This window comes from Actibacterium mucosum KCTC 23349 (assembly GCF_000647975.1).
GTDB classification, from domain to species: domain Bacteria; phylum Pseudomonadota; class Alphaproteobacteria; order Rhodobacterales; family Rhodobacteraceae; genus Actibacterium; species Actibacterium mucosum.
Genome location: NZ_JFKE01000005.1, coordinates 49101 through 75574, shown reverse-complemented (window position 1 = coordinate 75574; position 26474 = coordinate 49101). Strand labels below are relative to the sequence as shown.

General features: G+C 61.7%; 26 protein-coding genes and 1 other RNA gene. 15 read left to right on the top strand and 12 right to left on the bottom strand.

The features are described 5' to 3' along the window. Positions 1–3: 3 nt before the first annotated feature. Complete coding sequence (locus ACMU_RS12310) at positions 4–993, top strand: NAD(P)H-quinone oxidoreductase (RefSeq protein WP_035260023.1); 990 nt, start codon at positions 4–6, stop codon at positions 991–993. On the opposite strand, the gene ACMU_RS12305 is transcribed toward ACMU_RS12310, so the two are convergent. From ACMU_RS12305 to ACMU_RS12295, 3 genes are all read right to left on the bottom strand, one after another. Then, entirely contained in the window at positions 990–1847 is an 858-nt protein-coding gene (locus tag ACMU_RS12305; protein ID WP_035260021.1) for a DUF2189 domain-containing protein, read from the bottom strand. The genes ACMU_RS12310 and ACMU_RS12305 overlap by 4 nt on opposite strands. Positions 1848–1992: 145 nt before the next feature. Next, positions 1993–2382 (bottom strand): hypothetical protein, encoded by a 390-nt coding sequence (locus ACMU_RS12300; protein WP_161635675.1) that lies wholly within the window; start codon positions 2380–2382, stop codon positions 1993–1995. Positions 2383–2495: 113 nt separating this feature from the next. Further along, positions 2496–3119, bottom strand: a complete 624-nt coding sequence (locus ACMU_RS12295; protein ID WP_035260016.1) for a ribonuclease T2 family protein — start codon at positions 3117–3119, stop codon at positions 2496–2498. Between the two features lie 123 nt (positions 3120–3242). Between ACMU_RS12295 and ACMU_RS12290 the strand changes: the two genes are divergently transcribed. Next, entirely contained in the window at positions 3243–3986 is a 744-nt protein-coding gene (locus ACMU_RS12290) for a DUF1013 domain-containing protein (RefSeq protein ID WP_035260013.1), read from the top strand. Positions 3987–3992: 6 nt separating this feature from the next. Here the strand turns inward: ACMU_RS12290 and ACMU_RS12285 are convergent, their stop codons facing one another. The 4 genes from ACMU_RS12285 to ACMU_RS12270 all read right to left on the bottom strand — a co-directional run bounded on the left by ACMU_RS12285 (position 3993) and on the right by ACMU_RS12270 (position 7846). Then, positions 3993–4781 (bottom strand): alpha/beta hydrolase family esterase, encoded by a 789-nt coding sequence (locus ACMU_RS12285; RefSeq protein WP_035260582.1) that lies wholly within the window; start codon positions 4779–4781, stop codon positions 3993–3995. Positions 4782–5033: 252 nt separating this feature from the next. Further along, on the bottom strand, positions 5034–5630 hold the full coding sequence (gene recR, locus ACMU_RS12280) for a recombination mediator RecR (protein WP_035260010.1): 597 nt from the start codon (positions 5628–5630) through the stop codon (positions 5034–5036). 7 nt (positions 5631–5637) lie between these two features. Then, positions 5638–5982 (bottom strand): YbaB/EbfC family nucleoid-associated protein, encoded by a 345-nt coding sequence (locus ACMU_RS12275; protein ID WP_035260008.1) that lies wholly within the window; start codon positions 5980–5982, stop codon positions 5638–5640. Positions 5983–6070: 88 nt separating this feature from the next. After that, on the bottom strand, positions 6071–7846 hold the full coding sequence (locus ACMU_RS12270) for a DNA polymerase III subunit gamma/tau (protein ID WP_035260007.1): 1776 nt from the start codon (positions 7844–7846) through the stop codon (positions 6071–6073). Between the two features lie 351 nt (positions 7847–8197). Here ACMU_RS12270 and ACMU_RS12265 point away from each other — a divergent pair, with 351 nt between their 5' ends. The 3 genes from ACMU_RS12265 (at position 8198) to ACMU_RS12255 (ending at position 10770) form a co-directional block, all read left to right on the top strand. Next, a complete protein-coding gene (locus ACMU_RS12265) occupies positions 8198–9739 on the top strand; it encodes an ankyrin repeat domain-containing protein (RefSeq protein WP_035260005.1) in 1542 nt (513 codons plus the stop codon). A 72-nt stretch (positions 9740–9811) separates the two neighbouring features. Beyond that, positions 9812–10408, top strand: a complete 597-nt coding sequence (locus ACMU_RS18830) for a DUF6151 family protein (protein WP_051588309.1) — start codon at positions 9812–9814, stop codon at positions 10406–10408. A 38-nt stretch (positions 10409–10446) separates the two neighbouring features. Further along, positions 10447–10770 carry a hypothetical protein gene (locus ACMU_RS12255; protein ID WP_035260004.1) on the top strand — a complete coding sequence of 108 codons (324 nt, stop codon included), beginning with the start codon at positions 10447–10449 and terminating at the stop codon, positions 10768–10770. Between the two features lie 4 nt (positions 10771–10774). Here ACMU_RS12255 and rsgA read toward each other — a convergent pair whose 3' ends face one another. The 3 genes from rsgA to ACMU_RS12245 all read right to left on the bottom strand — a co-directional run bounded on the left by rsgA (position 10775) and on the right by ACMU_RS12245 (position 12763). Next, positions 10775–11797, bottom strand: a complete 1023-nt coding sequence (gene rsgA, locus ACMU_RS12250) for a ribosome small subunit-dependent GTPase A (protein WP_236626256.1) — start codon at positions 11795–11797, stop codon at positions 10775–10777. 176 nt (positions 11798–11973) lie between these two features. Then, an RNA gene (gene ffs, locus ACMU_RS19090) (signal recognition particle sRNA small type) lies at positions 11974–12072 on the bottom strand. Positions 12073–12088: 16 nt separating this feature from the next. Next, positions 12089–12763 (bottom strand): HAD family hydrolase, encoded by a 675-nt coding sequence (locus ACMU_RS12245; protein WP_035260001.1) that lies wholly within the window; start codon positions 12761–12763, stop codon positions 12089–12091. 179 nt (positions 12764–12942) lie between these two features. Between ACMU_RS12245 and ACMU_RS12240 the strand changes: the two genes are divergently transcribed. After that, on the top strand, positions 12943–14250 hold the full coding sequence (locus ACMU_RS12240; protein WP_035259999.1) for an MFS transporter: 1308 nt from the start codon (positions 12943–12945) through the stop codon (positions 14248–14250). On the opposite strand, the gene ACMU_RS12235 is transcribed toward ACMU_RS12240, so the two are convergent. Beyond that, positions 14241–16226 carry a bifunctional 2',3'-cyclic-nucleotide 2'-phosphodiesterase/3'-nucleotidase gene (locus ACMU_RS12235; protein WP_035259997.1) on the bottom strand — a complete coding sequence of 662 codons (1986 nt, stop codon included), beginning with the start codon at positions 16224–16226 and terminating at the stop codon, positions 14241–14243. The two genes, ACMU_RS12240 and ACMU_RS12235, sit on opposite strands and share 10 nt — an antisense overlap. Positions 16227–16405: 179 nt before the next feature. Here ACMU_RS12235 and nudC point away from each other — a divergent pair, with 179 nt between their 5' ends. Next, positions 16406–17362, top strand: a complete 957-nt coding sequence (gene nudC / locus ACMU_RS12230) for an NAD(+) diphosphatase (RefSeq protein WP_035259996.1) — start codon at positions 16406–16408, stop codon at positions 17360–17362. 37 nt (positions 17363–17399) lie between these two features. Continuing rightward, positions 17400–17876 (top strand): SRPBCC family protein, encoded by a 477-nt coding sequence (locus ACMU_RS12225; RefSeq protein WP_035259995.1) that lies wholly within the window; start codon positions 17400–17402, stop codon positions 17874–17876. On the opposite strand, the gene ACMU_RS12220 is transcribed toward ACMU_RS12225, so the two are convergent. Then, complete coding sequence (locus tag ACMU_RS12220; RefSeq protein ID WP_035259992.1) at positions 17873–18706, bottom strand: prephenate dehydratase; 834 nt, start codon at positions 18704–18706, stop codon at positions 17873–17875. The genes ACMU_RS12225 and ACMU_RS12220 overlap by 4 nt on opposite strands. A gap of 107 nt (positions 18707–18813) precedes the next feature. Between ACMU_RS12220 and ACMU_RS12215 the strand changes: the two genes are divergently transcribed. From ACMU_RS12215 to ACMU_RS12185, 7 genes are all read left to right on the top strand, one after another. After that, positions 18814–19341: a c-type cytochrome gene (locus tag ACMU_RS12215; RefSeq protein WP_035259989.1), complete on the top strand. Its 528-nt coding sequence runs from the start codon at positions 18814–18816 to the stop codon at positions 19339–19341. Between the two features lie 115 nt (positions 19342–19456). Beyond that, positions 19457–19849, top strand: a complete 393-nt coding sequence (locus tag ACMU_RS12210; protein ID WP_051588308.1) for an antitoxin Xre-like helix-turn-helix domain-containing protein — start codon at positions 19457–19459, stop codon at positions 19847–19849. Further along, positions 19846–20538, top strand: a complete 693-nt coding sequence (locus ACMU_RS12205; RefSeq protein WP_035259986.1) for an RES family NAD+ phosphorylase — start codon at positions 19846–19848, stop codon at positions 20536–20538. Before ACMU_RS12210 ends, ACMU_RS12205 begins: the two co-directional genes overlap by 4 nt. A gap of 141 nt (positions 20539–20679) precedes the next feature. After that, on the top strand, positions 20680–22587 hold the full coding sequence (locus ACMU_RS12200; protein ID WP_035259984.1) for an extracellular solute-binding protein: 1908 nt from the start codon (positions 20680–20682) through the stop codon (positions 22585–22587). Between the two features lie 22 nt (positions 22588–22609). After that, the gene (locus ACMU_RS12195; protein WP_035259982.1) at positions 22610–23758 is read left to right on the top strand and encodes a microcin C ABC transporter permease YejB; all 1149 of its coding nucleotides are present in this window, start codon (positions 22610–22612) and stop codon (positions 23756–23758) included. Between the two features lie 3 nt (positions 23759–23761). Next, entirely contained in the window at positions 23762–24871 is a 1110-nt protein-coding gene (locus tag ACMU_RS12190; protein ID WP_035259980.1) for an ABC transporter permease, read from the top strand. Next, positions 24868–26469: an ABC transporter ATP-binding protein gene (locus tag ACMU_RS12185; protein ID WP_035259979.1), complete on the top strand. Its 1602-nt coding sequence runs from the start codon at positions 24868–24870 to the stop codon at positions 26467–26469. Before ACMU_RS12190 ends, ACMU_RS12185 begins: the two co-directional genes overlap by 4 nt. Positions 26470–26474 lie beyond the last annotated feature (5 nt).

The window sequence follows — 26474 nt, the reverse complement described above, 5'->3', positions numbered from 1 at the left end:
GACATGACCCAGACGATGCGTGCCGTTGAAATCTCGGCACCCGGCGGCCCCGATGTGCTGCGCCTGACCGAACGCCCCGTGCCCAGCCCCGCCGCGGGCGAGATCGTGATCCGCCTAGCCTTTGCCGGTGTGAACCGCCCCGACGCGCTGCAACGCGCCGGCGCTTACGCACCACCGCCCGGGGCCTCGGACCTGCCGGGGCTCGAGGGCGCGGGCACCATCGCGGCCATCGGCGAGGGTGTCGCCGGCTGGTCAGTAGGCGACAAGGTCTGCGCCCTGCTGCCCGGCGGCGGCTATGCCGAATACGTGGCGACCAACGCGGCCCACGCGCTGCCGGTGCCCGAAGGCATGGACCTGAAGGCCGCCGCCTGTCTGCCCGAAACCTTTTTCACTGTCTGGTCCAACGTCTTTATGCGCGGCGGGCTGCAGGCGGGCGAGCGGTTCCTTGTACATGGCGGCTCGTCCGGGATCGGCACCACTGCCATCCAGCTGGCGCGTATCTTTGGCGCGCGGGTCTTTGTGACCGCCGGGTCAGCCGAGAAATGCGCCGCCTGCCTGAAACTGGGGGCCGAGGTCGCGATCAACTATACCGAACAGGATTTTGTCGAGGTGATGCGGGCCGAAGGTGGCGCCAACCTGATCCTCGACATGGTGGGCGGGCCTTATATCCCGCGCAATATCAAGGCGCTGGCCGATGACGGGCGGCTGGTGCAGATCGCCTTTCTGCAAGGCCCGCGGGTCGAGATGAACTTTGTTCAGGTCATGACCCGGCGGCTGACCATCACCGGCTCAACCCTGCGCCCGCAATCGGATGCCGCCAAGGCGGGTATTGCCGATGCGCTGCGAAAAGAGGTCTGGCCGCTGCTTGGCGCCGCTCGTTTGGCCCCGGTGATGGATTCCGAATTCGACCTGACCGAGGCCGCCGCCGCCCACACCCGCATGGAAAGCAGCGCCCATATCGGCAAAATCGTTCTGCGCGTCTCCGGCGACTAAATCACGGCGCGGCGATAGAAATGCCAAGTGGCGTGCCCCAGTAAGGGCATGACCACGATCAACCCCGCCAGCATTGGGATACTGCCCAGCATCAGCAAAGCGGCAACCATTGCTCCCCAGCTCAGCACAATACGCGGATTGTGGCGAAACACCGCGACCGAGGTTGCGACGGCGACGGGCAATCCCACGTTCCGGTGCAACAGCATCGGAAAGGAAATCAGGCTGACCACCAGAACCAGCAAGGCAAAAAGAAACCCAACACCAAAGCCGATAATCATCATCGCCCAGCCGGGCGCGGTAGTGAACACATCCATTGCAAACTGTGAAAGGCTTGTCGGCGCACCCGGCCCAAGTGTCAGCACGTAAACCGCGTTGGCGGCCATCATCCACAGCAGAAACAGCCCCGCCAGATAGAGGCCCAGCACAAAGATCGCCCCGAACCGCGGGCGCTGAACAACGCTGAAAGCGCTCAGCCAGTTGGCGTTTTCCCCGGTCTCGCGCCGCCGGCTGATCTCGTACAGACCCACCGCCGCCACCGGCCCCAACAGCGCAAAACCCGCCATCAGCGGAAACAGCAGCGGCAACGCCGCCATCTGCAACCCCACCGCCATCAGGACAAGGCCAATGACCGGATACAGCAACACAAGGAAAATCGCGTCCGACCGACTGGCTTGAAAGTCGCGCCACCCCGCCCAGACCGCTGCCCGCATATCCATGCGGCTCAGCGTTCGGATCTGTGGCATCTCGGTGGCGTCGTCGCTGCCTACTCGGCGCGAGCTGTCGACCATGTGACCGCCAATTGTGCGCAATCCGCGCAGGCCCCAGCTGGCCGGGTTTCCGATGGTTTGTGGCATAAGTGGTTCCTCCCGTCGTCTGCCAAAGCATGCCGCCGAGGGGTCCGGCCCTGAAACGCTGACGGCCGAACCGATCAACGAGGATGGTTAAAAGCGTAACAGAATTTCCGCAGCAAGGCGATCACAGTTTGGCGACCAACCCGTGTTAGGGTGCAGAAAAGAAAGGAATTTTCCGCCCCACCTGCCGCAAAACGCTGAAAGGGTTGCGCATGTCACCGCCAAACGCCCCGGCGAAAATACCGCGCGCAACATCGTCGAAGGCCTCAAAAGGGTCGCTTACCGCCACCCATTCCTCACCACGCTGGTGTCGCACCACCCATCCCAGCTGACCTTGCGTCGAGATCGCCCGCGTGCCTTCCATCTGCCCGCAATCCGACGTCACACGGTTTCCCGCATCGACGAAGACCAGCCTGTTTTTGACGTTCTGCCGTGTAATGTCTCCGGTCACCAAGGCCATCTCTTGTTCGATCAGGCTGCAATGGCGGCGGGTTTTGGCCAGCGTGGTCATCAAGGCGTGCTTGCGGGTGTCGGTCATAAACAACATCTGAATTTCCTTCGTCTTGCAAATGGTCCCAATCGGGCGTCGATTGGAAAACGCAGGACGACTGCGAAAAATTCCGAAGGTTCAGGCTGACGTTGCGGCAAGCGCTAGTTGATGGGGTCGAACAGCGCGTCTTGCATGGTGCAATCGCGCCGCACATCCGCACCACAAACCCGCGGCTTCATATCGCGGGTCAGACACAGGCGCGCCTCCTGTATCCGGGCATCCCGGCAAGTGATGGTCAGCATATCCGCAGCCCAGTCCGGGTTGGCCTGCAAAAACGCCTCTTCGACCACACGGGCAGGCAGTTTGACGGGCTTGCTCAGCTTGCGGAAAACGTCGGGGCGGTTCACCTGATCATACGCAAGGCGCGACAGGGCAAAGAAATCGGGCGCCGACAGGCCGCTGCAGACCCCGTGTTTTTTCCACTGGTGCCACGCGGACCCGGACGACCCCATGATATCCACCATGGCCCCTGTTTCACTGCGTGTGGCGGGCCGATGCATGGTGCGGCAATAGCTGGGCCAGCCATCTTCGTATTGCGGCCAAAGGCCATGCAGAACCCAGCCGTGATCGGCATCACATTGCGGCGATCCCCGCTCGCGCCCCTCGATGGCGCACCATGTCGGCGACCAACTGAGCGCCAACACGTAGTAATCGAAATCACCCGCCCGCTCACCCTCGGCCCGGGCAATCGTGGCAGACAACAGCAGAATCAGCAGCCAGCGCATTTCCTCTTCCCCTTTTGGTGCGGCCGCACTATATACGCCTCAAGTTCCCCGACAACGAGAACCCGCCCAAATCCGGGCCGCCCTGCGGGGCGACGGGGAAGATTTGCGTAAAGGAGCGCTCTGATGGCCAAACCGATTATGGCAAAAGCAACCGCCGTATGGCTGGTGGACAACACGACGCTGACCTTCAAACAGGTCGCTGATTTCTGTGAACTGCACGAGCTTGAGGTGCAGGGCATCGCCGATGGCGACGTGGCCGCCGGTGTTAAGGGTTTTGACCCGATTGCCAACAACCAATTGACCGCGGACGAGATCGAAAAGGCCGAGGCCAACCCGCTGCACAAGCTGAAGCTGAAATTCAACGCCGCCGCCGTGGGCGAAGAGAAACGCCGCGGCCCGCGCTATACACCGCTGTCCAAGCGGCAGGACCGCCCGAACTCGATCCTGTGGCTGGTGAAGTTCCACCCCGAACTGACCGATGGCCAGATCGCCAAGCTGGTGGGCACCACCAAGCCAACGATCCAGTCGATCCGCGAGCGCACGCATTGGAACATCTCGAACATGCAACCGATCGACCCGGTTGCACTGGGGCTGTGCAAGCAGTCCGAACTGGACGCCGCCGTGCAGAAAGCCGCCAAGACCAAGGCAGCCGAAGGCACGCCGATGGACGATGACGAACGCCGCAAGCTGCTGTCGACCGAACAGTCGCTGGGTATGGAGCCCGAACCGCGCATTCCGTCCGCCATCTCAGGCCTGGAAACCTTCTCGCTGACCGAAGACGACGCCGAGGAGAAACAGGAAGAACCCATCGACGCCGACAGCTTCTTCAACCTGCCCGAAGGCGGTGACGAAGACGAACAGCCCTGATTGGGCCTAGCCCTGCGTCAGCCAGTCCAACGCTTGACGCAGCCGCGCAACAGAAAACGAGTGGCCGCCGTCGAACAGGCACAGATCCAGCCGGCGACCCTCGGGGTTCCTCGCGAACTCACATGTCATGGTATCCAGCGTTTCGCGGCCCGCATCACGGTAATCACCATGAGCGCGATACATGGCCAGAACCGTGTTCAGGTTCCCCTGTTTGCTCTGACCAATCTGGCGCCCTGTGATAGGCACGGTGGGGTCCGCTGTGCCGTGAATATGCACCACATCAGCAGGGGCCGAGGCACATTCCGCCGGCTCAGGCGTCCAGAATGTGCCCGACATCGGCGCGAATCCGGCAAAACGGCTGCCCCGCTCGCACAGCAAGGTCCAGGTCATCATCCCGCCCTCGGAAAACCCGGTCGCATAGACGTTTCCAGCCGGCACGCCATATTTCGCAATGACGTCATCCAGAACGGCGTCGACATACGCCATCTCGTCGCGACCTTCCGAAAACGTTTTACCGGGGGAGTAACGCAGGTTCCAGCTGCCCGAGACCGAGTTAATGGCAACCAGCGCAAACCCATACTCATCCGCCAATCGCCGCAGCGCCATATTGCGCATTACCCCGCGCGACGACCCGCGATACCCGTGGGCGAAGACCAACGCGCCCCTTGGGGCCGCCTCGGGCATGCTGATCCGGTAATTGCCGGTTTCAACAAGACAATCATCATCAGGACCACACGCCAATGCGGGAAGGGGAAAGGACAAAAGGGCAAGGACAGCGAGGGTTTTGCGAAACACGAGAGGACACTCCGAAAGTTTGATCTGGACAAACCATACAAATTGCACCGTCACCTCGAACTGACATCTGCGTGTACAACCAAATAGCGCGCCTTGCGGCGCAATCCATATCTCGCTTCACCGCCTTGCGGCGGCTTGCTCGGGCTGTCGAGGGCTGCAACGAAGTGCGTTCTTTCGGCGATGCGCAAGGATGCAAAGCAGCACCAATCAGAATGTCTTGCGCCGCAAGGCGCGCTATTTGGTTGCGGCCCGCTAGAAGTTTTTGCGGGCTCTCAGGGCTGTACTGATGGTCCCGTCGTCAAGATAGTCCAACTCGCCACCAATGGGCACGCCCTGCGCCAGCGAGGTCACCGTTACGCCGGTGCCTTCCAGTTGCTCAGCGATGTAATGCGCCGTTGTTTGCCCATCCACCGTGGCGTTCAAGGCAAGGATCACTTCCTTCACCCCTTCTTCTGCCACGCGGGTCACCAATTGCGGGATTCGCAGGTCGTCCGGCCCAACCGCATCCAGCGCGTTCAGAGTGCCACCCAGCACATGGTATCGTCCCTTGAACGCCCCGCCCCGTTCCATCGCCCAGAGGTCCGAGACCTCTTCAACCACGCAGATCTCGCCATTGCCGCGTTTTTCCGATGCGCAGATGTCGCACAGATCGGATGTTCCGATATTGCCGCAGTTGACGCATTCGCGTGCTGTCACCGCCACATGGCTCAGCGCATCGGCCAATGGCGTCATCAGCGGTCCGCGTTTCTTGATCAGATGCAGCACCGCTCGACGCGCCGATCGTGGCCCAAGCCCCGGCAGCCGGGCCATCAGGTCGATCAGCGCCTCGATGTCGTCGGTGCCGCCCACGCGCGCCTCAGAAAGGCAGCTTCATATCGGCCGGCAGGCCCAGCCCCTCGGTCAGCTTGGCCATCTCGGCCTGGCTGCGCTCGGCGGCTTTCATCTGCGCGTCCTTGATCGCGGCCAGGATCAGGTCCTCGGCCACTTCCTTCTCGGATGGCACAAAGATGCTCTCGTCGATCTCCAGCGCTGTCAGCTCGCCCTTGGCGGTGGCCGTTGCCTTGACCAGCCCGGCCCCGGCCTCGCCCGTCACGGTGATCGCGGCCAGCTCTTCCTGCATCTCGCCCATCTTGGTCTGCATCTCTTGCGCGGCTTTCATCATCTTGGCCATGTCGCCAAGCCCGCCCAGTCCTTTCAGCATCGTCACTCTCCTTGCGCTTTGCCGCCTTGGGCAAAGGATATCTGTTCTGCCTTGCATATCGCATCGCCACCGGCGATCGACAAGGGCGCTAGTTCTCTTCGAACGGGTCCCATTCGTCTTCCACCTCGGGCAAAGCCTCGGCGGCGGCCTCCTGCGCCAATGCTTCGGGGGTACGAATAACGGTGATTTTTGCTCCGGGGAACGCGTCGAACACGGCTTGCACGAACGGGTGCTTTTCCGCCTCGGCCTTCAGGGCCAGCGCCTCGGCGTCGCGGTCCTCGGCAATCGTCCTGCCACCGCCAGAGCCAACAACCGACACACCCCAGCGCGCCCCGGTCCACGCCTGCAGCTTTTGCCCTAAACGCGCGGCAAGGTCGGCCGGCGCCGCTTCGGTTGGCTCGAACTCGATCCGCCCCGGCGCATAGCTTACCAGACGCAGCGTCGTTTCCACTTCAACCAACAACTTTACATCGCGATTGGCCCGGATCAACTCCACCGCATGTTCAAACGTCGCATAACGCGCCAAAGCCGTCTCGGGCGCAGCCGCCAGCGCTGTGGCAACCCCACCGCTGTTCTGCGCCACCGGCGCACCGGTCGGGGCCGAGGCGCCAGCCGAGGCCCCCCCGCCCGCCGCAGGCGCGGACGTTCCGGCGAAGCCGGGGCGGCCTCCTCCGTTTCCGCCCGGCGATGCCGGTGGCGGTGTGTCCTGCAATTTGCGGATCAGGTCTTCAGGTGCTGGCAGGGTCGACACATGGGTCAACCGGATCACCGCCATCTCGGCGGCCATCATCGCGTTGGGGGCTTGGCCCACCTCTTCGATCGCCGTCAGCAGCATCTGCCACATCCGTGTCATCGCCCGCATCGGCAGCGCCGCAGCCATGGCCTGCCCGCGTGCCCGTTCGTCGGGTGAAACGGTGGGGTCCTCGGCCGCTTCAGGCGTGATCTTGATGACGCTGACCCAATGGGTGATCTCGGCCAGATCGCGCAGCACCGCCATCGGGTCAGCCCCGTCGGCATATTGCCCGCTCAGCTCGGTCAGCGCGCCCGCCGCGTCGCCTTTCATGATCAGGTCAAACAGGTCCAGCACGCGGCCCCGATCCGCCAGCCCCAGCATCGCGCGCACCTGGTCGGCGGTGGTCTCGCCCGCACCATGGCTGATCGCCTGATCCAGCAGCGATTGCGCATCGCGGGCCGAGCCTTCGGCCGCCCGCGTGATTAGTGCCAGCGCGTCCTCGGCAATCGCCGCACCCTCGGCATCGGCGATGCGGCGCAGCATAGCGATCATCACCTCGGGCTCGATCCGGCGCAGATCGAACCGCTGACACCGGCTCAGCACCGTCACCGGCACCTTGCGAATCTCGGTGGTGGCAAAGATGAACTTCACATGCGCGGGTGGCTCTTCCAGCGTCTTCAGCAGCGCGTTGAACGCGCTGGTCGACAGCATGTGCACCTCGTCGATGATATAGATCTTGTAGCGCGCGCTGGCCGCCCGGTAATGCACACTGTCGATGATCTCGCGGATGTCGCCCACGCCGGTGCGGCTGGCGGCGTCCATCTCCATCACATCCACATGGCGGCCCTCCGAAATGGCCACGCAATGCTCGCATTTGCCGCACGGATCGGTGGTGGGGCCACCCTGCCCGTCCTCGCCAATGCAATTCATGCCCTTGGCAATAATCCGCGCCGTGGTGGTTTTGCCGGTGCCCCGAATGCCAGTCATGATGAAGGCCTGCGCGATTCGGTCCGCTTCGAACGCATTGCGCAGCGTGCGCACCATCGCGTCCTGCCCCACCAGATCGGCAAAGGTTTCCGGCCGATACTTACGGGCCAGCACCTGATAGGCTGTGTCACTCTTGTCGCTCATTCCGACTTTCCACCGTTCGGGTCGCTACCCAGACTAGCTTCAATGCCCGGCGGCGGAAACAGCAAATCGCGGCCCTGTTCGGACGCCTTATCGGACCCGCGCATGTCCCACCTGCCCGACCGAAATTGCCCTGGCATCTGACCACCCCAATTTGCGCCCGTGTCGCCGACAACCCGTTGCCCCGTATCTTGCGAAGTCCGAAGCGGCGCGGTAACATCTGGCTGCCGATCCCGAGGCGGCACCCAGGTTCGCGGAAAGCTGTGACAGCACCTCGCATATACGAAAACCGAGACATGTTCGGCTTTTCCTTGCCCATTTCAGCGAACCGGCGGGCAATATTGGGAGAAACCGATGACCGATTCCATTGAAAAACTGCGCCGTGCAGCCAAACAGCTGCGCAAGTCCTACGAATCCGGCGAGCCTGCCGGAATTGAGCGTTTGCGCGTGCACCCGCCCCGTTCGGACGGGGCCGAGCTGAAACATGCGGATTTCCTGCATGTCATTGCCCGCGAGCATGGCTTTCTCAGCTGGCCCATTCTGAAAGAAGCCGCGATGATCCAGGGGTTGGATCGCGCGCAAAAGCTTCAGCATCTGAAGATCTCTCTGGCACATGGCAACAACCTGCGGGCCCAGCGCCTGCTTGAAGACACGCCCGATCTGGCGGACGGCATGTTCGCCCTTCAGGTCGCCCTATTGCGCCGCGACAAGGTGGCCGAGATGCTGGCCCAGGATCCGACCCGCGCCACCACCGTCTACGGCATCAGCCGGCCCATCGTGCACCTGGCATTTTCGCGCTGGATTCATACCAACCCGGATCTTGCCGACGACATGATCGCCATCGCGCAAATGTTGCTGGATCACGGCGCCGATGTGAATGACAGCCGCGCCGCCAGCATGGACACAGACTATCAACTGTCTGCGCTTTACGGTGCCATCGGGCATGCCAACAACATGGCTTTGGGCGATTGGTTGTTGGAGAACGGCGCGGATCCAAATGACGGCGAGTCGCTGTACCACGCGACCGAGCTGGGCCATCACGAGGGGCTGCGCCTTTTGCTGAAACACGGCGCGGACCCGGCTGGCACCAACGCCTTGCTGCGGGCAATGGATTTCAACGACCACGAGGCGGTGCAAATGCTGTTGGATGCGGGCGCTAAGGCAGATGATTTCAACGGCGCGCACGTGGGCGGCGAGGCGCCGTGGGTTGTGCCCGCCCTGCATCAGGCCGCGCGACGCATGTCTGATGCCCGCATGATCGACATCCTGTTGAAAGGTGGCGCCGACCCCGCGCGCGTATTCGACGGGGCCACGGCCTATGCTTACGCTCGTGTCTTTGGCAACACCTCCATGGCCCGCGCGATCGAGGCGCAAGGCACGCCGCCTCCCTTGTCCCAGACCGAGACCCTTCTGGCCGCCGCCGCCGATGGGCAGGACACGCCCGGCACGTTCATTGACCCGGACACGCTGTCTGACAGCTATCGCAACATCATTCGCAACATCCTGCACCTTCCGGGCAAAATGAACCACGTTCAAGAGCTGGTGGCGCTTGGCTTGGAATATGACCGCCCGGATACCGAGGGGCTGACGCCCGTGCAGGTCGCCGGGTGGGAGGGGCTGCCGGATATGGTCGGCTATTTCCTCAAGCTTGGCCCCGACCTCAGCCATATCAACGGCTATGGCGGCACCTTGCTCAGCACGATCATTCACGGGTCGGAGAACAATCCAAACCGGGCGGGCCGCGACTATTTGGAATGCCTGCAACTGGCACTGGAACGCGGCGTGGCGCTGCCAAAAGCGGCCATTGACCACGCGGCGCGCGAGGATGTTGCCGAATTCCTCCGCGACTGGGCCGAGGCGCATCCCGGGCAGGTGATCCTCGGGGGCGTCGGATAAGGCAACAGGTTGTCAGTTGACGCTGGCCAATTGGCCCTGTTTGGTTTCACTGCAACCTGATGGGGCCTTCCAATGCAAACCACGCTGAACTTCGCTTGCGACTGCGGCAAAATGCAGGGACGTATTGACCGCGTTACGCCGCAAAAAATCGGACATCTGACCTGCTATTGCAAATATTGCCTCGGCTTTCCGACCCATCTGGGCACGGGCGATAAATACATCCGTGACGGCGGCTGGGTGAACCTTGTTCAGGTTGCCCCGGATGATGTCACAATCGACCAAGGGTCCGAGCATCTGGCGTGCCTCAAATTCACGCCGAAAGGGCCGCTGCGCTGGTACGCATCCTGCTGCGGCACCCCGATTGCCAACACCCTGGCCGGGCGCATGCCGCCGTTCGCCAGCTTTTACGCCGACACGATGGGGGACGCAGACCTGGGGCCGGTGCAGCTTCATTCCTTTTGCGATCACCTGCCCGCGGCCCAGCGTCCTCAACCCAGCGGGAACAAGGCCGTGCGCGCCTTTGTCTTGCGATTTGCCAAGCGCGTGATCCCGGCAATCCTGACACTGCGGTTCCGCAAAAACCCGTTCTTTGATGCCAAGGGGGCCCCGGTGGCCACACCGCAGCTGCTTAGCAAGGAGCAGGCGCAGGCGGCCTTTCCTGCCAGATAGGGCGCACATTCGCCTTAAAATGCGCTACATTGTGCGGCATGAACCAACCTGAACGCGACCCTACAACACTGGTCTCTTTGCTGCTGCTGGCATGGGCGGCGGTCATGGCTTGGGCATTCTGGTCGTTTCACACCACGCCGCCAACCGGCGACGGGTTCACCCGCGGAATGAACCGGATAACCGGGTTTCTGGGCTGGCAACTGGTGGCGGGCGCGCTTGGTCTGGTGGCATTCGTGACGGGTCGGGGGCTGCCCAAAGGCACCCCCCTGCGATTGCTCAGCACGTTGCCCCTGGCATTGATTGCCCTGGGGCTGCTGGCCCTGATCGGCGTGGTGTTATGGGCGCGGTTTTCGCACCCATAACCGTCTAGTACTTGCCGCGCCGTTTCATCTCGGATTTCACCTGACGGATCATCTTGCCGAACGACTTGTCGCGGGCGCGCGATTGCGCCAGCGTTTCGCTATTGCGCGCATCCTCGGCCACCAGCTTTTGCCAGCGTTCCAGCCGCTCGGCCGAGACCTCGCCCCGGTCAATCGCCGCCTGCACCGCACAGCCCGGCTCACCCGAATGGGTGCAGTCGGAAAACCGGCAGTCCAGGGCCAGTGCCGCCAGATCAGCAAACACCGCGTCGATCCCGTCGCCGGTGTCGCTGAGGCGCAGCGCCCGCATCCCCGGCGTGTCGATCAGCCAGCCGCCGTTGGTCATCGGCCGCAGAAACCGCGCCGTGGTGGTGTGGCGGCCCTTGGCGTCATCCTCGCGAATGCCCGCCGTTTCGGCGCCAGCGCCGGTCAGCCCGTTCATCAGCGTGGTCTTGCCCACGCCCGATGACCCCACCAATGCCGCCGTCTGCCCCTTGGGACACCACGCCGCCACCTGCGCCAACCCGTCGGGGTCGCGCGCATCCACCGCCAAAACGGTCAGCATCGGCGCCAGCGCCTCGGCCTGCGCGGCAAAGTCGCGCGGATCTTCGGCCGTGTCGGCCTTGGTCAGCACGATCACCGGGTAACACCCCGCGCCTTGCGCCAATGCCAGATAGCGTTCCAACCGCGCGGCGTTGAAATCCGCGTTGCAGCTGGAGGTGATGAACAGCACATCAACATTGGCCGCGATCAGTTGCACCCGCGCATCGGTGCCTGCGGCCCGCCGGCTCAGTTCAGTCTGCCGGTCCAACACGTGGTCGATCCGACCATCGGCGGACAAGGCCACCCAATCGCCCACGGCGATCTCGGCGGTGCTCAGCCCGCCCTTGGTCTCGCACGTGACGGCCCCGTCGGGACCCAGCACCGTTACCATGTCGCGCTGCACCTCGGCAACGCGCCCAAAACACACGCCCTCCGGCGCCCCGCCGGACTGGCGGGCGAAGAAATTAGACCATCCAAGGTCTGTCATAGAAAAAGTCATTGCTCTGCCTGATTACAGGAAAACACGACCCATCGCGCCGCAAACGCGGGCGAAACGGGTGGTTTGTCAGGCAGGGGCGCGCGGGGTTGCCGCGTTTACAGACCGCCTGCCTGAAGGTGCGTGATGACAATCATTAAATTCCTCCAGACGTTACAGCGGTCGTAGGGTGAGAGGTTGGACATCGACCCAAGCGGGGCTCGTTGTGGCTGCTTCCTTCCGGACCTGACCAGGTTGGCGAGGCGCCTGCCCGCGCCAACCCCTCACGGGCTTACATAGATGTTACACAGCGGATTCGCAAGGCGCCGCAGCCCGCACGGGCAACCCGACGGAATGCGCGCCCGCCCACAGCGTGTCGGCGGTCACATGGGCGTGGCCACCGGCGGGCAACATGTCGGGCACCTGCACCACTTTCATGCCCGCCCCCAACGCCGAGGCCACGCCGGTTTCGCTGTCTTCGAACACCAGGCATGTGTCGGGCGCAACACCCAGCTGCTGCGCCGCCAGCGCATAGGGCGCCGGGTCCGGCTTGGCGGCGGTCACGTCGTCCAGCGTGACGGTCACCGAAAAGAAATCGGTCAGTCCTGCGCGGCTCAGCTTCAGATCCGCCCGCGACCGCCGCGACGAGGTCACCAGCGCCAGCGGCTTCCCGGCCGCCTGCAAATCACCCAGAACCTCGCGCACGTCGGGTTTCAGTGGGAACCCCGCGGCCTCGACCCGCTCCAACTCGGTGGTCAGCACGCGGCCATAGGCCGCCAGGTCGATACCGGGATACCGCTCGGCCATCATCGCTTCGCAGGTTTCGTAATCGCGGCCGATCATCAGCTCCAGAAAAGCCTCATCCGGCGGCAATCCAAAAGCCCGCATCGCGGCCAGGCTCGCCTCGGTATTGCTGGCCTCGGTGTCCAGCAAGGTACCGTCCAGATCAAAGATCACGGCTGCAAATGAGGGGGTCATGTCTGCACCATCGTCACCCGCGTTCGGTCGGGTGGCTATCGGCCCAACCGGCGGTGTCCTGTATCGTTGGGTCGCGGCCCCTACCTAGGGCGGAGCATCCCTTGAAATCAACCCCCGGTGGGGCGGTTGATGGCAAGGCAGTGCTTTTGGCGCGGGCACAGGCGTGCTAGCGTCTGATCATGACCGATCACCCCCCAACCGCAAGTCCATCGCAGCAGCTGGCGCCGCTTTTGGCCGTGAATTTTGTCGGCACGCTTGGTTTTTCCATCGTGGTGCCGTTCCTGGTGACGCTGGTCACCCTGTGGGGCGGCAACGCGGTGGTTTACGGCCTGATCGCGGCCACCTATTCAGCCTTTCAACTGATCGGCGCGCCGGTGCTGGGACGGCTGTCCGACCGGATCGGGCGGCGGCGCGTGTTGTTGATCAGCCAGGCGGGAACGTTGGCCTCGTGGGGGCTGTTTCTTGTTGCCTTCGTGCTGCCCGATGCCCGGCTTCTGGAAATCAGCAGCGCGATTTTTGGCGAATTTGCGCTGACACTGCCCCTGATCGTCCTGTTTCTGGCGCGGGCGGCGGACGGGCTAACTGGCGGCAACGTGTCGGTGGCCAATGCCTATTTGGCCGATATAACCTCCGAGCAAGACCGCAGCCGCAATTACGGGCGCATGGCAATGTCGACCAATCTGGGCTTTATCATCGGCCCGGCACTGGCAGGCTTGCTGGGGGCAACCGTGCTGGGCGAGGTGCTGCCTGTGGCCACCGCTTTTGCCATTTCGGCCGTCGCGCTGGTTCTGATCCGTTTTGGCCTGCAAGAGGTTATCCCGACACCGGTCGAGGCGCCTGTTGGCACCCGCAACGCGTGCCGTGTTTACGGTCAGGAGGTGCGGCCCAGCTACAAACTGGAATGCGATGCAGCCAGCCAAAAGCCTACATTCTGGCATTTGCCCAACATGCCAGCGCTGATGTCGGTTAACTTTCTGATCATGATGGGGTTCAGTTTTTTCTATGCGACTTTTCCGGTGCATGCGGTGGGCGCCCTTGATTGGGATGTTGTGGAGATCGGCACCTATTTCGCCGTGCTCAGCTTGCTGATGGTGGTGGTTCAGGGGCCGGTTCTGTCGTGGGCAAGCGACAGGTTCAGCGAGCGCACGCTGATGGTATATGGCGGGCTGGTACTGGCCGCCGGGTTTGTGGCCCTGACACGGCCCGAGCTGTTTGCATTGTATCTGGGCGCGGCGCTTATTGCCCTTGGCAACGGCCTGATGTGGCCCACGTTTCAATCTGCCCTGTCGAAATCGGCGGGGCCCGAGCTGCAAGGAACGGTGCAGGGTTTCGCCGGCAGCGCTGCTGCGGTTGCCAGCATACTGGGGCTGGTTTTGGGCGGGCTTGCCTATGTGCAGCTGGGGGCTGCGATCTTCACGGTTGCGGCGGCCACCATCGCAGCCGCCGCGCTTGTTTCATTTGCTTACCGCAAACCCGCTCACAGCTGAATGCGGAACCGGGCAAAGCCGTCGGGGCCTTCGCCCGCGGCTTCCATGTTCACACCCGGCACGCTGTCGGCGTATTCGGCGGCCTTGGGGCCGGTGTCGAACAGCACGGTGGTGCCTTCCAGCGGCGCAAAGGTCCAGTTGGCGTCGGCCGACGGGTTGATGGTGCCCTGTTCCACGATATAGCGCACGATCACGTCGCGGTTGGTATCGGGGGCCTCGAACACGGTGGTCGAGCCATCGGCGCCCGGGAAGTTCCCGCCGCCACCGGCGCGATAATTGTTGGTGGCGATGATGAACTCGTCGGTTGGCTTCACCGGCTGACCGTTGAAGGTCAGGTTCACGATGCGGTTGGCGTCGGGGTTCACCACCTCGCCCGAGCGGTCTTCGAACTTGGCCGGCTGGCTCAGATCAATCTGATACTGCACACCGTCGATCACGTCGAAATTATAGCTGGGGAAGTTCGGGTTCAGCAGCACCTGATCGGCCTTGCCGGGCTCAACCTGATTGAACATGCCGGCCGAACGTTCCAGCCAGTCCTTCACCTGCGCCCCGGTCACGCGCACCGCGCGCGCGGTGTTGGGATAAAGGTACAGATCGGCCACGTTCTTGATCGCCACGTCCCCGGCGGGCACGTCGGTGTAATATTCGGGGCCACCGCGGCCACCGGCCTTGAACGGCGCCGCCGCCGACAGGATCGGCAGGCCTTCGTGCACGGTGCCTTTCAGCATCTCTTCGATGTACCATTTCTGCGCGATCGACACGATCTGTACCGACGGATCGTCAGCCACCAGCGCGAAATAGCTGTGCAGCGGGGCCGAGGTTTTGCCTACCGCGCGGCGCACATAAGCCAGCGTTTCTTCGTGATCCTTGGCCACGGCGTCCAACACCATTTGATCGCTTTGGACCAACGCGGTGATCGACCGGTCTTCGTTGCGTTTCGAGATCGGGCGCACTTCGGAACTGCCGGCAACCACTTTCCATTCATTGCCCGCGCGTTCGATCATCAGGTCGATCACACCCAGATGGCTGCCCCAGAACCCGCCCATAACAGCCGGCTTGCCGTGGATGGTGCCGTTCACGTGGTCAACGGCTGCAAAGCCTTCATAGCGCGGCCCGGGGAAATCCAGATGGCTGTGGCCTGTCATGATCGCGTCGATGCCGTCAATAGCGGCCAGCGGCACGGATGCGTTTTCCATCCCGTCGGTGTGGTTGGCCGACCCGATCCCCGAATGGCTGAGCGCGATGATGATGTCGGCGCCCTCTTCCTTCATTTGGGGCACATAGGCGCGTGCGGTCTCGACGATATCGCGCGCCTGCACCTTGCCTTCCAGATGGCGCCGGTCCCAGTTCATGATCTGCGGCGGCACAAAGCCGATCAGCCCCACGTTGATGGCATGGGTTGCACCGGCCCCGTCGACAACCTCGCGCTTGAGGATCGTATAGGGTTTCACCAGCGTCACGTCCTGCGTCGGCGTGGCGCCCATTTCCTTGACCACGTTGGCCGACAGAACCGGGAAGTTTGCACCGGCCAGCGATTTCATCAGGAAATCCAGCCCATAGTTGAACTCGTGATTGCCCAGCGCCGAGGCATCAAAACCCACCGCGTTCATCGCGGTGATCACCGGGTGCATGTCGCCCTCTTTCATCCCACGCTCGTAAGCGATGTAATCGCCCATGGGATTGCCCTGCAGAAAGTCACCATTATCTACAAGCATCGAGTTGGTCGCCTCGGCACGCACATTGGCAATATGTGCGGCGGTCCGGGCAAGGCCAACGGTGTCAATCGGACGGTCAGAATAGTAATCATATGGAAAAACATGCACATGAAGGTCCGTCGTCTCCATGATGCGTAAATGCGCCTGGCTGCCCGCAGCCCTGGCCGAGAAAGGATGCAGCGCGATCAATGACGCCCCCGCGATAGTGCCGCCAAGAAATTTGCGGCGGTTCAAGTTCGGTGTCCGGGTTTGGCTTGCCATTTCTGGAAACTCCTCAAATAAACTCCCACCACTCAACAGAAACGAACACCATGACGGACGAATGACACTATAGATGCTGATGCAGAAAGAGACAGCACTTTTCGCGTTAAAGGCGAGTGCAATTTTGACCGTTCGTTCAAATCTTAGTGTGCGGCGAACCCAGTTTGGCAGGAAAAGCGATGCGTGACGCAGAAACGGTAACATTTGGGGGTTCAGGGCTGGACCGGGCGGCGCATCTGCGTGGGGACGAGGCCGCGCTGGACACCCTGTGGAAAGACCCCAAGGCGCAGGTACTGCTGCTGTGGCGCGGCAAACCGCTTACCGAAAACGATGACTTGGCGCTCTTGCCGTCCGCTCACCCGATTCTGGCAGACCGCCAACCGGCCGCCGTGTTCCTTGGGTTGGAAAACGAGGCGGGACTCTTTGCCGTCGATATCTCTGATTGGGAACCCGACGCCTTGCCTGAAAGCCTGAACGGCTTTTTCGATCCCTCGGCCCAACAACACCCCGACCTGCCCAACGGCGTTGTGTTCCGCGAATTGCGGGGCATCATGGCGGGGCTGACCCCGCGCCACGCCGAGTTGGCCGCCACCAGCAAAGCGATTGTGGAGTGGCACCGCACGCACCGCTTCTGCGCCTTGTGTGGTGGTCGCAATCGCCTGTCGATGGCGGGGTGGCAGGCAACCTGCACGGATTGCGGCGCCCATCACTTCCCGCGCACCGATCCGGTTGTGATCATGCTGATAACAAACGGGAATTCGGTATTGATGGGCCGTTCACCGGGATGGCCGCAAGGCATGTATTCGCTGCTGGCAGGATTTGTTGAGCCGGGCGAAACCATCGAAGGTGCCGTGCGACGCGAGGTTTTGGAAGAATCAGGCATTCAGGTTGGTGATGTCGCGTATCTCGCCTCGCAACCCTGGCCTTTCCCGGCCTCGTTGATGTTCGGTTGCCGCGGCCATGCGACCAGCACCGAAATCAAGATCGACCCTGCCGAAATCGAGGATGCACGGTGGTTTTCGCGTGAAGAAATGCTCGAAATTATGGCAGGCGAGCACAAGGATGTAACACCTGCAAGAAAGGGCGCAATTGCGCATTTTTTGATTAGAAACTGGCTTGCGGATACACTGGAATAAACGCAAAACATCGGCAGGATTCCACCACGGGAAAATCATGAAATTCTCTGCGCGCGAAGATATCTCTGCCCCGATTGATGCAGTGTTTGCTGCATTGTCGGATTTTGACACTGCTGAACGGGCTGCTTTGCGGCGCGGTGCCGAGGTTCAGCGCGAAGATCCCCAAGGGGCTCCTGGATTGGGCTCGAAGTGGTCGATTGTTTTTGCGTTCCGCGGCAAGGCCCGCAAGATGAAGGCAAAAGTGACGGATTTCTCAGCGCCAGAGGGCATGTCCGTGCAAGGCGACGGTGCAGGTCTGGAAACGGCTGTGGAGATTCAGCTGGTTGCACTTTCGCCACGTCAGACCCGCGTGAAGATCGAGGTCGAGGTTAAGCCGAAAACCATCACCGCGCGCCTGTTCGTACAGTCACTGCGGCTGGCGCGGGCGAACCTCACCCAACGTTTCAAGGACGGCGTTCACAAGTACATCCGTGATATGGAAGTCCGGCTGAACGGTGCACCGCGGCGCGCTTAACGGCGGCGCGGATCGGCCGGGTAAACCCCCAACAACGACATCTGGCTGGTGAAATATTCCAGTTCTTCCAACGCAAGTTGCACATTGCGGTCATCGGGGTGGCCCTCGATATCCGCGTAAAACTGCGTGGCCGAGAACGAGCCGTCCACCATATAGCTTTCCAACTTGGTCATGTTCACGCCATTGGTCGCGAACCCGCCCATGGCCTTGTACAGCGCCGCCGGAATATTGCGGACGCGGAACACAAAGCTGGTGATCATGCCGTGGTCACCCCGCCGCTTCAGGTCAGGCTCGCGTGACATGATCAGAAAGCGCGTGGTGTTGTTGTCATGGTCCTCCACATGCCGCGCCAAAACGTCCAGGCCATAGATCTCGGCCGCCAGTTCGCTAGCCAGCGCGGCATGAGACTTGTCGGCCCATTCGGCCACGTCGCGCGCGGCGCGGGCATTGTCGGGGCTGACACGGCCTTGAATGCTATGTTCGCGCAGAAAACCCGCGCATTGCGGCAGCAGTACCAGATGCGAATGCGCTTCGGTCACATCGCTCAGCTTGGCGCCCGGAACCGCCAACAGGTTGATATGCACACGCACAAAGGCCTCGTCGACGATATGCAGCCCGCTTTCCGGCAACAGGCGGTGGATATCGGCAACCCGGCCATAGGTGGTGTTTTCCACCGGCAGCATCGCCTGATCGGCCTCGCCACGACGCACGGCGGTGATGACATCTTCGAAGGTGCGGCAGGGAAGCGCCTCCATGTCGGGGCGCGCATTGCGGCAGGCCTCGTGCGAATAGGCGCCAAGCTCTCCCTGGAATGCAATGCGTTGTGTCATATTGTCCTTCCCCCCCCGATATGGGCCTGAAGGCGGTAACTACACCTTGCATCCCGCATAGGGAAGCGGATAGATAGCCGCGAATTACGCAGTTACGGGAACGCGACATGTTCGACACAATGACGTTGACGAAAGTTGTTGGTGGCCTTTGTGGCGCTCTGCTGATCTTCCTTCTGGGTGGCTGGGCCGCAGAGACGATCTATCACACCGGTGGTGGCCATGGTGCCCACGGTGACGAGCATGCCAGCACGGGTTACGTGATCCAGGTTGCCGAAGCACATGGCGAGGAAGAAGAGGTCGAAGTGATCTCGTTCGCCGAGTACTTTGCCGCCGCGGACGCCACCAAAGGTGAGAAAGTATTTGGCAAGTGCAAGTCCTGTCACGCTCTGGAAGAAGGCAAGCAAGGCACCGGCCCAACACTCTACAATATTGTTGACCGCGCCGTTGCGGCCGAGGACTTCGGCTATTCGGGCAAGCTGATCGCCGTGGTTGACGTTTGGACGCCCGAGGCGCTGGACGGCTTCCTGACCAGCCCCAAGAAATACGCACCGGGCACCAAGATGAGCTTTAACGGTCTGGCCAAGCCGGAAGACCGCGCCAACCTGATCGCCTATCTGCAAACGATCGGCGGCTAAACGGCCCCCAAACGAATTTCGAAAGCCGCCCCATGCCGGGCGGCTTTTTTGTGGGCAACCGATTCGGGCCATATGGCCTTGATTATCGGATCATATGACCCTATCTTTGCTTATTATGCTGGATCCCATCCGACATCCCCCTTCGGCCAAGCAAACACAGGCCATCGCGCTGAAAGCGTTTGACCGTATCGCACAGGACTGGTCGCTGCCGCTGGCCGAGGCTGCGGCGCTGACCGATATGTCGCTTTCAACGTGGAAACGCGCCCGCAAGCCCGGCTATGGGGGCGAGTTGACCCGGGATCAAACCCTGCGCATCAGCGCCTTGGTGGGGCTGTATAAATCGCTGCAACTGTATTTCTCTGCCCCTATTGCCGCGCAATGGGTGCGTCTGGCCAATGCCGGACCCGAATTCAACGGTCAGCGCCCGGTGGACGCGATGATCGCCGGCGGTCTGCCAAAGATCCTGCGGGTGCGCATGTACGTTGATGCCTTGCGAGGTGGCGTGTGAAGCTCACGCCGCTGAATGACCGCGGCCTCGTTCGTCTGATCCCGCAAACCCATCACAAACCGCCCGTACTGCGCGGCCTTGTTGACAGCGATGACGAGGCCGAAACCCTCGCCGCGCTCGAAGCCATGACAAGCGCCCGGATCATGGCCGAACAGGAAGGCACCCCTGGCATCGACCGGCGCGAGCTTGTATTTGCCCGCCGCGCCGAAGACCTGCGCGTTTACGGCCAAACCCATATCAACGCCGCCTTCACCTATACCCGCCCCACGGGCAACCGGTTCAACACCGGGGATCGCGGCGCGTGGTATTGCAGTTTCGAAACCCTGACCTCGGCGGCAGAGGTGGGATACCACCGCACGCGCGAACTGGGATACATCGGCATCTACGAAGATCACGCGATCTACGTAGAGCTTCTGGCCGATTTCATCGGTGATTTCCCCGATCTTGGCGATCAACCTTCCCACCCCGCGCTGCAGGCGGACACGATTGCCGGCTATCCAGCCGGTCAAACGCTTGCCGAAGAGCTGCAACGGCAAGGACATCGTGGATTGCTTTACCCCTCGGTCCGGCATTCAGGTGGGCGTTGCTTTGTCGCCTTTGATCCGGGAATCATCCAGAATGTGAGGCCCGGTGCCAGTTGGGCCATGGAATGGAACGGGTCGCCAGACTATAGCCTGCGCGCGCTGTAACCCATTTTCCGGCCAATTCCACGCCACACCCGTTTTTTTGATTTGATCACACGTGATCGCGATTTCTTTGCTTGAAACCTCGCCCTTGCCGCCGCTAGCGTTAGATTAACTTGTCAAATGCCACATGTTCGGAGGACGTCGATGAACAAACCCGCCACCGCTCGCGCAATCGCAGCCCGCAAACCCGCGCCCAGCCAAAGGGGCCTCTTGCCGCTGCTGATCCTGCCGCTTGTTCTGTTGGCGCTGGTTCTGTTCGCCCCCTTCGCAAGGGCCGACGGGCATGTAACCAAGTCCCACGGCATTTCGACCTTTGGTGGTCTGAACCTGCCGGCCGATTTCACCCATTTGCCTTACGTGAACCCCGACGCGCCGAAAGGTGGTGAGATTTCGTTGTGGGCCTTCGGTACGTTCGACACGATGAACCCCTATACCACCAAGGGGCGCGGTGCCGCCCTGGCCTCGGCCCCTTACGAGTCGCTGCTGACCGGCACGGCTGACGAGATCGGGGCAAGCTACGGCCTGTTGGCCGAAAGCATGGAATACCCCGAGGATCGCTCGTGGGTCATCTTCCACATCCGTCCCGAGGCGCGGTTTTCAAACGGCAACCCGGTTACCGCCGATGACGTCATTTTTTCCTACGAAACCTTCCTGACCAAGGGCCTGCCCAGTTATCGCGCCGTGCTGGCCAAACAGGTCGAAAGCGCCGAGAAACTGGGCCCCCTGTCGGTCAAGTTCTCCTTCAAGGCCGACCACGCCAAACGCGACCTGCCGCAGACCGTGGGCGGGCTGACAATCTTCTCGAAACTGGATTTCGAGGAAAACGGCTATGACCTGGAAGAAACCACGCTGACCCCGTTCGTCGGCTCGGGCCCCTATCTGATGGATCAGATGGATGTGGGCAAAAGCATCACCTATAAACGCAACCCCGATTACTGGGGCAACGACCTGCCGATCAATATCGGCCGCAGCAATTTCGACAGCATCCGCATCGAATATTACGGCGACTATCAGGCCGCGTTTGAAGGGTTCAAAGCCGGCCAGTACACATTCCGCAACGAGGCCTCGTCCAAGATCTGGGGCACCGGTTACGACTTCCCCGCCGTGGAAAAAGGCTGGGTCAAGCTGGACACGCCGATTGATGGCGACATTGCCACAGGGCAATCTTTTGTCTTCAACCTGCGCCGCCCGCAATTCGAAGACCCGCGTGTGCGCGAAGCCATCGGGCTGATGTTCAATTTCGAATGGTCCAACGACAAGCTGTTTTATGGCATCTACGACCGGATCGACTCGTTCTGGGAGAACAGCTATCTCGCTGCAACGGGTGTGCCCGAAGGGGCCGAACTGGCGCTGTTGGAACCGCTGGCCGACATGCTGCCCGAGGGTGTGCTGACATCCGAGCCGGTGTCGGGCGCGGTGTCGTCCCCCCGTCAGATCGACCGCAAGAACCTGCGCAAAGCCTCGGCCCTGCTGGACGCGGCGGGCTGGGAGGTGGGCGATGACGGGATGCGCCGCAAAGACGGCCAAACCCTGGATGTCGAGTTCCTGAACGACAGCCAATCGTTTGACCGCGTGATCCTGCCCTATGTGGAAAACCTCAAGTCCCTGGGCGTTAACGCCAAGATGGAGCGCGTCGACCCCGCGCAGATGACCAACCGCGAGCGCAGCTATGATTTCGACATCATTACCGACAGTTTCGGCATGGGTTTTTTCCCCGGCGCGGGCCTGCGGCAATATTTCGGCTCGGAAACCGCCGACACCTCGGTTTTTAACAAGGCCGGCCTGAAAAGCCCCGCGGCGGACGCCTTGATCGAAACCATCATCGAGGCCGAAACCAAGGACGAGCTTGACGTGGCCGTGCGCGCCCTTGACCGGGTGCTGCGGGCCGAACGGTTCGTGGTGCCGCAATGGTACAAGGGCACCTACACGCTGGCCTATTACGACATCTACGAGCACCCCGATCCGCTGCCGCCCTATGCGCTGGGCCAGTTGGATTTCTGGTGGTACAATGCCGAAAAGGCAGAAAAACTGAAGGCCGCTGGCGCCTTCTGAACAACGAGCAGATCGGAACCACATGGGCGCGTATATCCTACGGCGTTTGCTGCTGGTCATCCCCACGCTTCTGGGCGTGATGATCATAAATTTCGTGCTGACCCAATTTGTGCCGGGCGGCCCTATCGAACAGGTCATCGCACGGGCCCAGGGCGAAGGCGACGTGTTTCAGAACATCGCCGGTGGCGGTGAAGAGGTCGAGGATCTGGGCGACGACAGCCGCTATCTGGGCGCGCGCGGGCTGCCGCAGGAATTCCTGGACCAGCTGGAAGTTGACATGGGCTTTGCCCGCATCGTTTGCGGGCCGGATCACGTCGGCGACCCCGATCTTGATGCCGAGGGCTGCGAGAAACAGGATATCGGCATTGCCGAACGTTTCTTTATCATGATGGGCAACTATCTGACGCTGGATTTCGGCGACAGTTTCTTCCGCGACACGCCGGTCTTTGAACTGGTATGGGAGAAGATGCCCGTCTCAATCACGCTGGGTCTGTGGTCCACCATCATCGCCTATGTCGTGTCGATCCCGCTGGGTATCCGCAAGGCGGTGCGCGACGGCACACCGTTTGACAGCTGGACATCGGGTGCGATCATCGCCGCCTATGCCATTCCCGGGTTCCTGTTCGCCATCCTGTTGCTGGTCATGTTCGCGGGCGGATCTTATTGGAAGATCTTCCCGCTCAGGGGGCTGACATCCGACAATTTCGACGACCTCAGCGCGCTGGGCAAGGTTGCCGACTATTTCTGGCACATCACGCTGCCGGTTGTGGCCACCTCGATCTCGGGCTTTGCCACGCTGACGCTGCTGACCAAGAACTCGTTTCTGGACGAGATCAAGAAGCACTACGTCATGACCGCCCGCGCCAAGGGCCTGTCCGAGGGGCGGGTGCTGTATGGCCACGTCTTCCGCAACGCCATGCTGATCGTGATCGCCGGCTTTCCGGCCGTGTTCATCGGGGTGTTCTTCGGCAGCTCGCTGATTATCGAGACGATCTTCTCGCTGGACGGGCTGGGCCGCATGGGGTTCGAGGCCGCGTTGCAGCGCGACTACCCGATCGTGTTTGGCACGCTGTTTGTCTTTGGCCTGATCGGCCTCTTGGTCGGGATTCTGTCGGATCTGATGTATGTCTTCATCGATCCGCGGATCGACTTTGAGGCGCGGGAGGTCTGAGAAATGTTTAAACTTTCGCCTCTGAACAAGCGCAGAGTTGCAAACTTTGTTGCAAATCGCCGGGCCTATTGGTCGCTGATCATCTTTGGCATCCTGTTCGGCTTGTCGCTCTTTGCAGAGCTCCTCGCCAACGACAAGCCACTTCTGGTGCGCTATCAGGGCGAATTTTTCACCCCGGTCACGCAGTTTTATCCCGAAACCGCCTTTGGCGGCGACTTCCGCACCGAAGCCGATTACAGCCAGCCCGAGGTGCAGTGCCTGATTGTCTCGGGCGGGTTAGACATCTGTTTCGACGACCCCGAGGCGGTGATCGAAGACGCCAAGGATGGTGTGGTGGAAGGCGAAGAGATTGCCAAAGGCATGATCATCTGGCCCTTGGTGCCATACCATTATCAAACCATTGTTGATACGGACGGCGTCGCGCCCGGCCCGCCCACGGCGCAAAACTGGCTGGGCACCGATGACAGCTCGCGTGATGTGCTGGCCCGCGTGATCTATGGGTTCCGCCTGTCCATCGTCTATACGATCATCGTCACGGTCTGCGCCTCGATCATCGGCATTGCGGCCGGTGCTGTGCAGGGCTATTTCGGCGGCTGGTTAGACCTTATCTTTCAAAGACTTCTGGAGATCTGGGGCTCTACACCCAATCTTTATATCATCATCATCCTCTTTGCGATCCTGGGCCGGTCCTTCTGGCTGTTGGTGTTCCTGTCGATCCTGTTCGGCTGGCCAGCGCTTGTTGGCGTGGTAAGGGCCGAGTTCCTGCGGGCGCGCAATTTCGAATATGTCCGCGCCGCGCGCGCCCTGGGCGTGTCTAACAGGGTGATCATGTTCCGCCACATGCTGCCAAATGCCATGGTCGCCACGCTGACACTGCTGCCGTTCATCATCACTGGCACCATCGCCGGGCTGGCCTCGCTGGATTATCTTGGCTTTGGCCTGCCATCGTCGGCCCCGTCGCTGGGCGAGCTGACGCTGCAGGCCAAGAACAACCTGCAAGTGCCGTCGCTGGGCTTCGTGGCCTTCTTCACCTTCGCCATCATGCTGTCGCTTCTGGTCTTCATCTTCGAAGGCGTGCGTGACGCGTTTGACCCCAGAAAGACGTTTCAATGACCGCTTTGCTTCAGGTTCGCGAACTGTCGGTATCGTTCCTGCAGGAAGGCCAGCAAAGCGAGGCCGTGCACAAGGTGTCGTTCGATGTGCAACGCGGCGAGACCGTGGCACTGGTGGGCGAAAGCGGGTCGGGCAAATCGGTGACGGCCCTGTCGACTGTGTCTCTGTTGGCGGATAACGCCTCGCTGTCGGGGTCTGTCACCTATGACGGCCAGGAAATGATCGGCGCGGACGAGACGTTGCTGCGCAAGGTCCGCGGCAACGATGTGAGCTTCATCTTCCAGGAACCGATGACCTCGCTGAACCCGCTGCACACAATCGAAAAGCAGCTGGGCGAAAGTTTGGCTTTGCATCAGGGACTGGCCGGTGAGGCTGCGCGAAATCGCATTATCGAACTGCTGCACAAGGTGGGCATTCACGAGCCCGAAAGCCGCCTGAAGTCGTACCCGCATCAGCTGTCCGGCGGGCAGCGGCAGCGGGTGATGATTGCCATGGCGCTGGCCAATGGCCCGCATTTGTTGATCGCCGACGAGCCGACGACGGCGCTGGACGTGACGATCCAGGCGCAGATCCTCGACCTGCTGGCCGAGCTGAAGGCGGCCGAGGGGATGAGCATGCTGTTCATCACCCACGATCTGGGCATTGTCCGCAAGATCGCCGACCGGGTTTGCGTGATGAAAGACGGCGAGATTGTCGAAGCTGGCCCCACCGCCGAAATCTTTGCCAACCCGCGACACGAATACACCCGCATGCTGCTGGAGGCCGAGGCCGCCGGCCATCCCGACCCGGTGTCGCCTGACGCAACCGAGGTGATCCGCACCGACAAGCTGCGCATCTGGTTCCCGATCCAACGCGGGCTCATGCGCCGCACCGTTGGCCATGTGAAGGCGGTGAACGAGGCCACGATCGACGTGCGCGCCGGCGAGACACTGGGCATCGTGGGCGAAAGCGGATCAGGAAAAACCACCCTCGCACTGGCGATCATGCGGCTGATCTCCAGCAAGGGGGATATCCATTTCGAGGGCACCAATATCCAATCGTGGAAGTCCAAGGACCTGCGCCCGCTGCGCCGCGACATGCAGATCGTGTTCCAGGACCCGTTCGGCTCGCTTTCACCGCGCATGAATGTCGGCGAAATCATTGCCGAAGGTCTGGGCGTGCACGGGTTGGCGCCCGGTCAGCGCAAAGAAGACCTGGTGGCCGAGATCTTGACCGAGGTGGGGCTGAACCCCGACATGTCGCATCGATACCCGCACGAGTTTTCCGGTGGCCAGCGGCAGCGCATCGCCATTGCCCGCGCGATGATCCTGCGGCCGCGGCTGGTGGTTCTGGACGAGCCAACCTCGGCGCTGGATATGACGGTGCAAGTGCAGATCGTGGAACTGCTGCGCACATTGCAGCGCAAATACAACCTGGCCTATCTGTTCATCAGCCACGACCTGAAGGTTGTGCGCGCGCTCAGCCACAAGGTGATCGTGATGAAACGGGGCGACATCGTCGAAGCGGGCTCTTGCGAACAGGTCTTCGCCAATCCGCGCTCGGGCTATACGCGCGAACTGATGGCCGCCGCTTTTCAGCCCGTAGGGGAAACGGCCTAGGCCAC

Bases quoted from the DNA above. Each gene is read 5' to 3' on its own strand.
- ACMU_RS12310 (WP_035260023.1), top strand. From the start codon at position 4: ATGACCCAGACGATGCGTGCCGTTGAAATCTCGGCACCCGGCGGCCCC.
- ACMU_RS12305 (WP_035260021.1), bottom strand. From the start codon at position 1,847: ATGCCACAAACCATCGGAAACCCGGCCAGCTGGGGCCTGCGCGGATTG.
- ACMU_RS12300 (WP_161635675.1), bottom strand. From the start codon at position 2,382: ATGACCGACACCCGCAAGCACGCCTTGATGACCACGCTGGCCAAAACC.
- ACMU_RS12295 (WP_035260016.1), bottom strand. From the start codon at position 3,119: ATGCGCTGGCTGCTGATTCTGCTGTTGTCTGCCACGATTGCCCGGGCC.
- ACMU_RS12290 (WP_035260013.1), top strand. From the start codon at position 3,243: ATGGCCAAACCGATTATGGCAAAAGCAACCGCCGTATGGCTGGTGGAC.
- ACMU_RS12275 (WP_035260008.1), bottom strand. From the start codon at position 5,982: ATGCTGAAAGGACTGGGCGGGCTTGGCGACATGGCCAAGATGATGAAA.
- ACMU_RS12270 (WP_035260007.1), bottom strand. From the start codon at position 7,846: ATGAGCGACAAGAGTGACACAGCCTATCAGGTGCTGGCCCGTAAGTAT.
- ACMU_RS12265 (WP_035260005.1), top strand. From the start codon at position 8,198: ATGACCGATTCCATTGAAAAACTGCGCCGTGCAGCCAAACAGCTGCGC.
- ACMU_RS18830 (WP_051588309.1), top strand. From the start codon at position 9,812: ATGCAAACCACGCTGAACTTCGCTTGCGACTGCGGCAAAATGCAGGGA.
- ACMU_RS12255 (WP_035260004.1), top strand. From the start codon at position 10,447: ATGAACCAACCTGAACGCGACCCTACAACACTGGTCTCTTTGCTGCTG.
- rsgA (WP_236626256.1), bottom strand. From the start codon at position 11,797: ATGACAGACCTTGGATGGTCTAATTTCTTCGCCCGCCAGTCCGGCGGG.
- ACMU_RS12245 (WP_035260001.1), bottom strand. From the start codon at position 12,763: ATGACCCCCTCATTTGCAGCCGTGATCTTTGATCTGGACGGTACCTTG.
- ACMU_RS12240 (WP_035259999.1), top strand. From the start codon at position 12,943: ATGACCGATCACCCCCCAACCGCAAGTCCATCGCAGCAGCTGGCGCCG.
- ACMU_RS12235 (WP_035259997.1), bottom strand. From the start codon at position 16,226: ATGGCAAGCCAAACCCGGACACCGAACTTGAACCGCCGCAAATTTCTT.
- nudC (WP_035259996.1), top strand. From the start codon at position 16,406: ATGCGTGACGCAGAAACGGTAACATTTGGGGGTTCAGGGCTGGACCGG.
- ACMU_RS12225 (WP_035259995.1), top strand. From the start codon at position 17,400: ATGAAATTCTCTGCGCGCGAAGATATCTCTGCCCCGATTGATGCAGTG.
- ACMU_RS12220 (WP_035259992.1), bottom strand. From the start codon at position 18,706: ATGACACAACGCATTGCATTCCAGGGAGAGCTTGGCGCCTATTCGCAC.
- ACMU_RS12215 (WP_035259989.1), top strand. From the start codon at position 18,814: ATGTTCGACACAATGACGTTGACGAAAGTTGTTGGTGGCCTTTGTGGC.
- ACMU_RS12210 (WP_051588308.1), top strand. From the start codon at position 19,457: ATGCTGGATCCCATCCGACATCCCCCTTCGGCCAAGCAAACACAGGCC.
- ACMU_RS12200 (WP_035259984.1), top strand. From the start codon at position 20,680: ATGAACAAACCCGCCACCGCTCGCGCAATCGCAGCCCGCAAACCCGCG.
- ACMU_RS12195 (WP_035259982.1), top strand. From the start codon at position 22,610: ATGGGCGCGTATATCCTACGGCGTTTGCTGCTGGTCATCCCCACGCTT.
- ACMU_RS12190 (WP_035259980.1), top strand. From the start codon at position 23,762: ATGTTTAAACTTTCGCCTCTGAACAAGCGCAGAGTTGCAAACTTTGTT.
- ACMU_RS12185 (WP_035259979.1), top strand. From the start codon at position 24,868: ATGACCGCTTTGCTTCAGGTTCGCGAACTGTCGGTATCGTTCCTGCAG.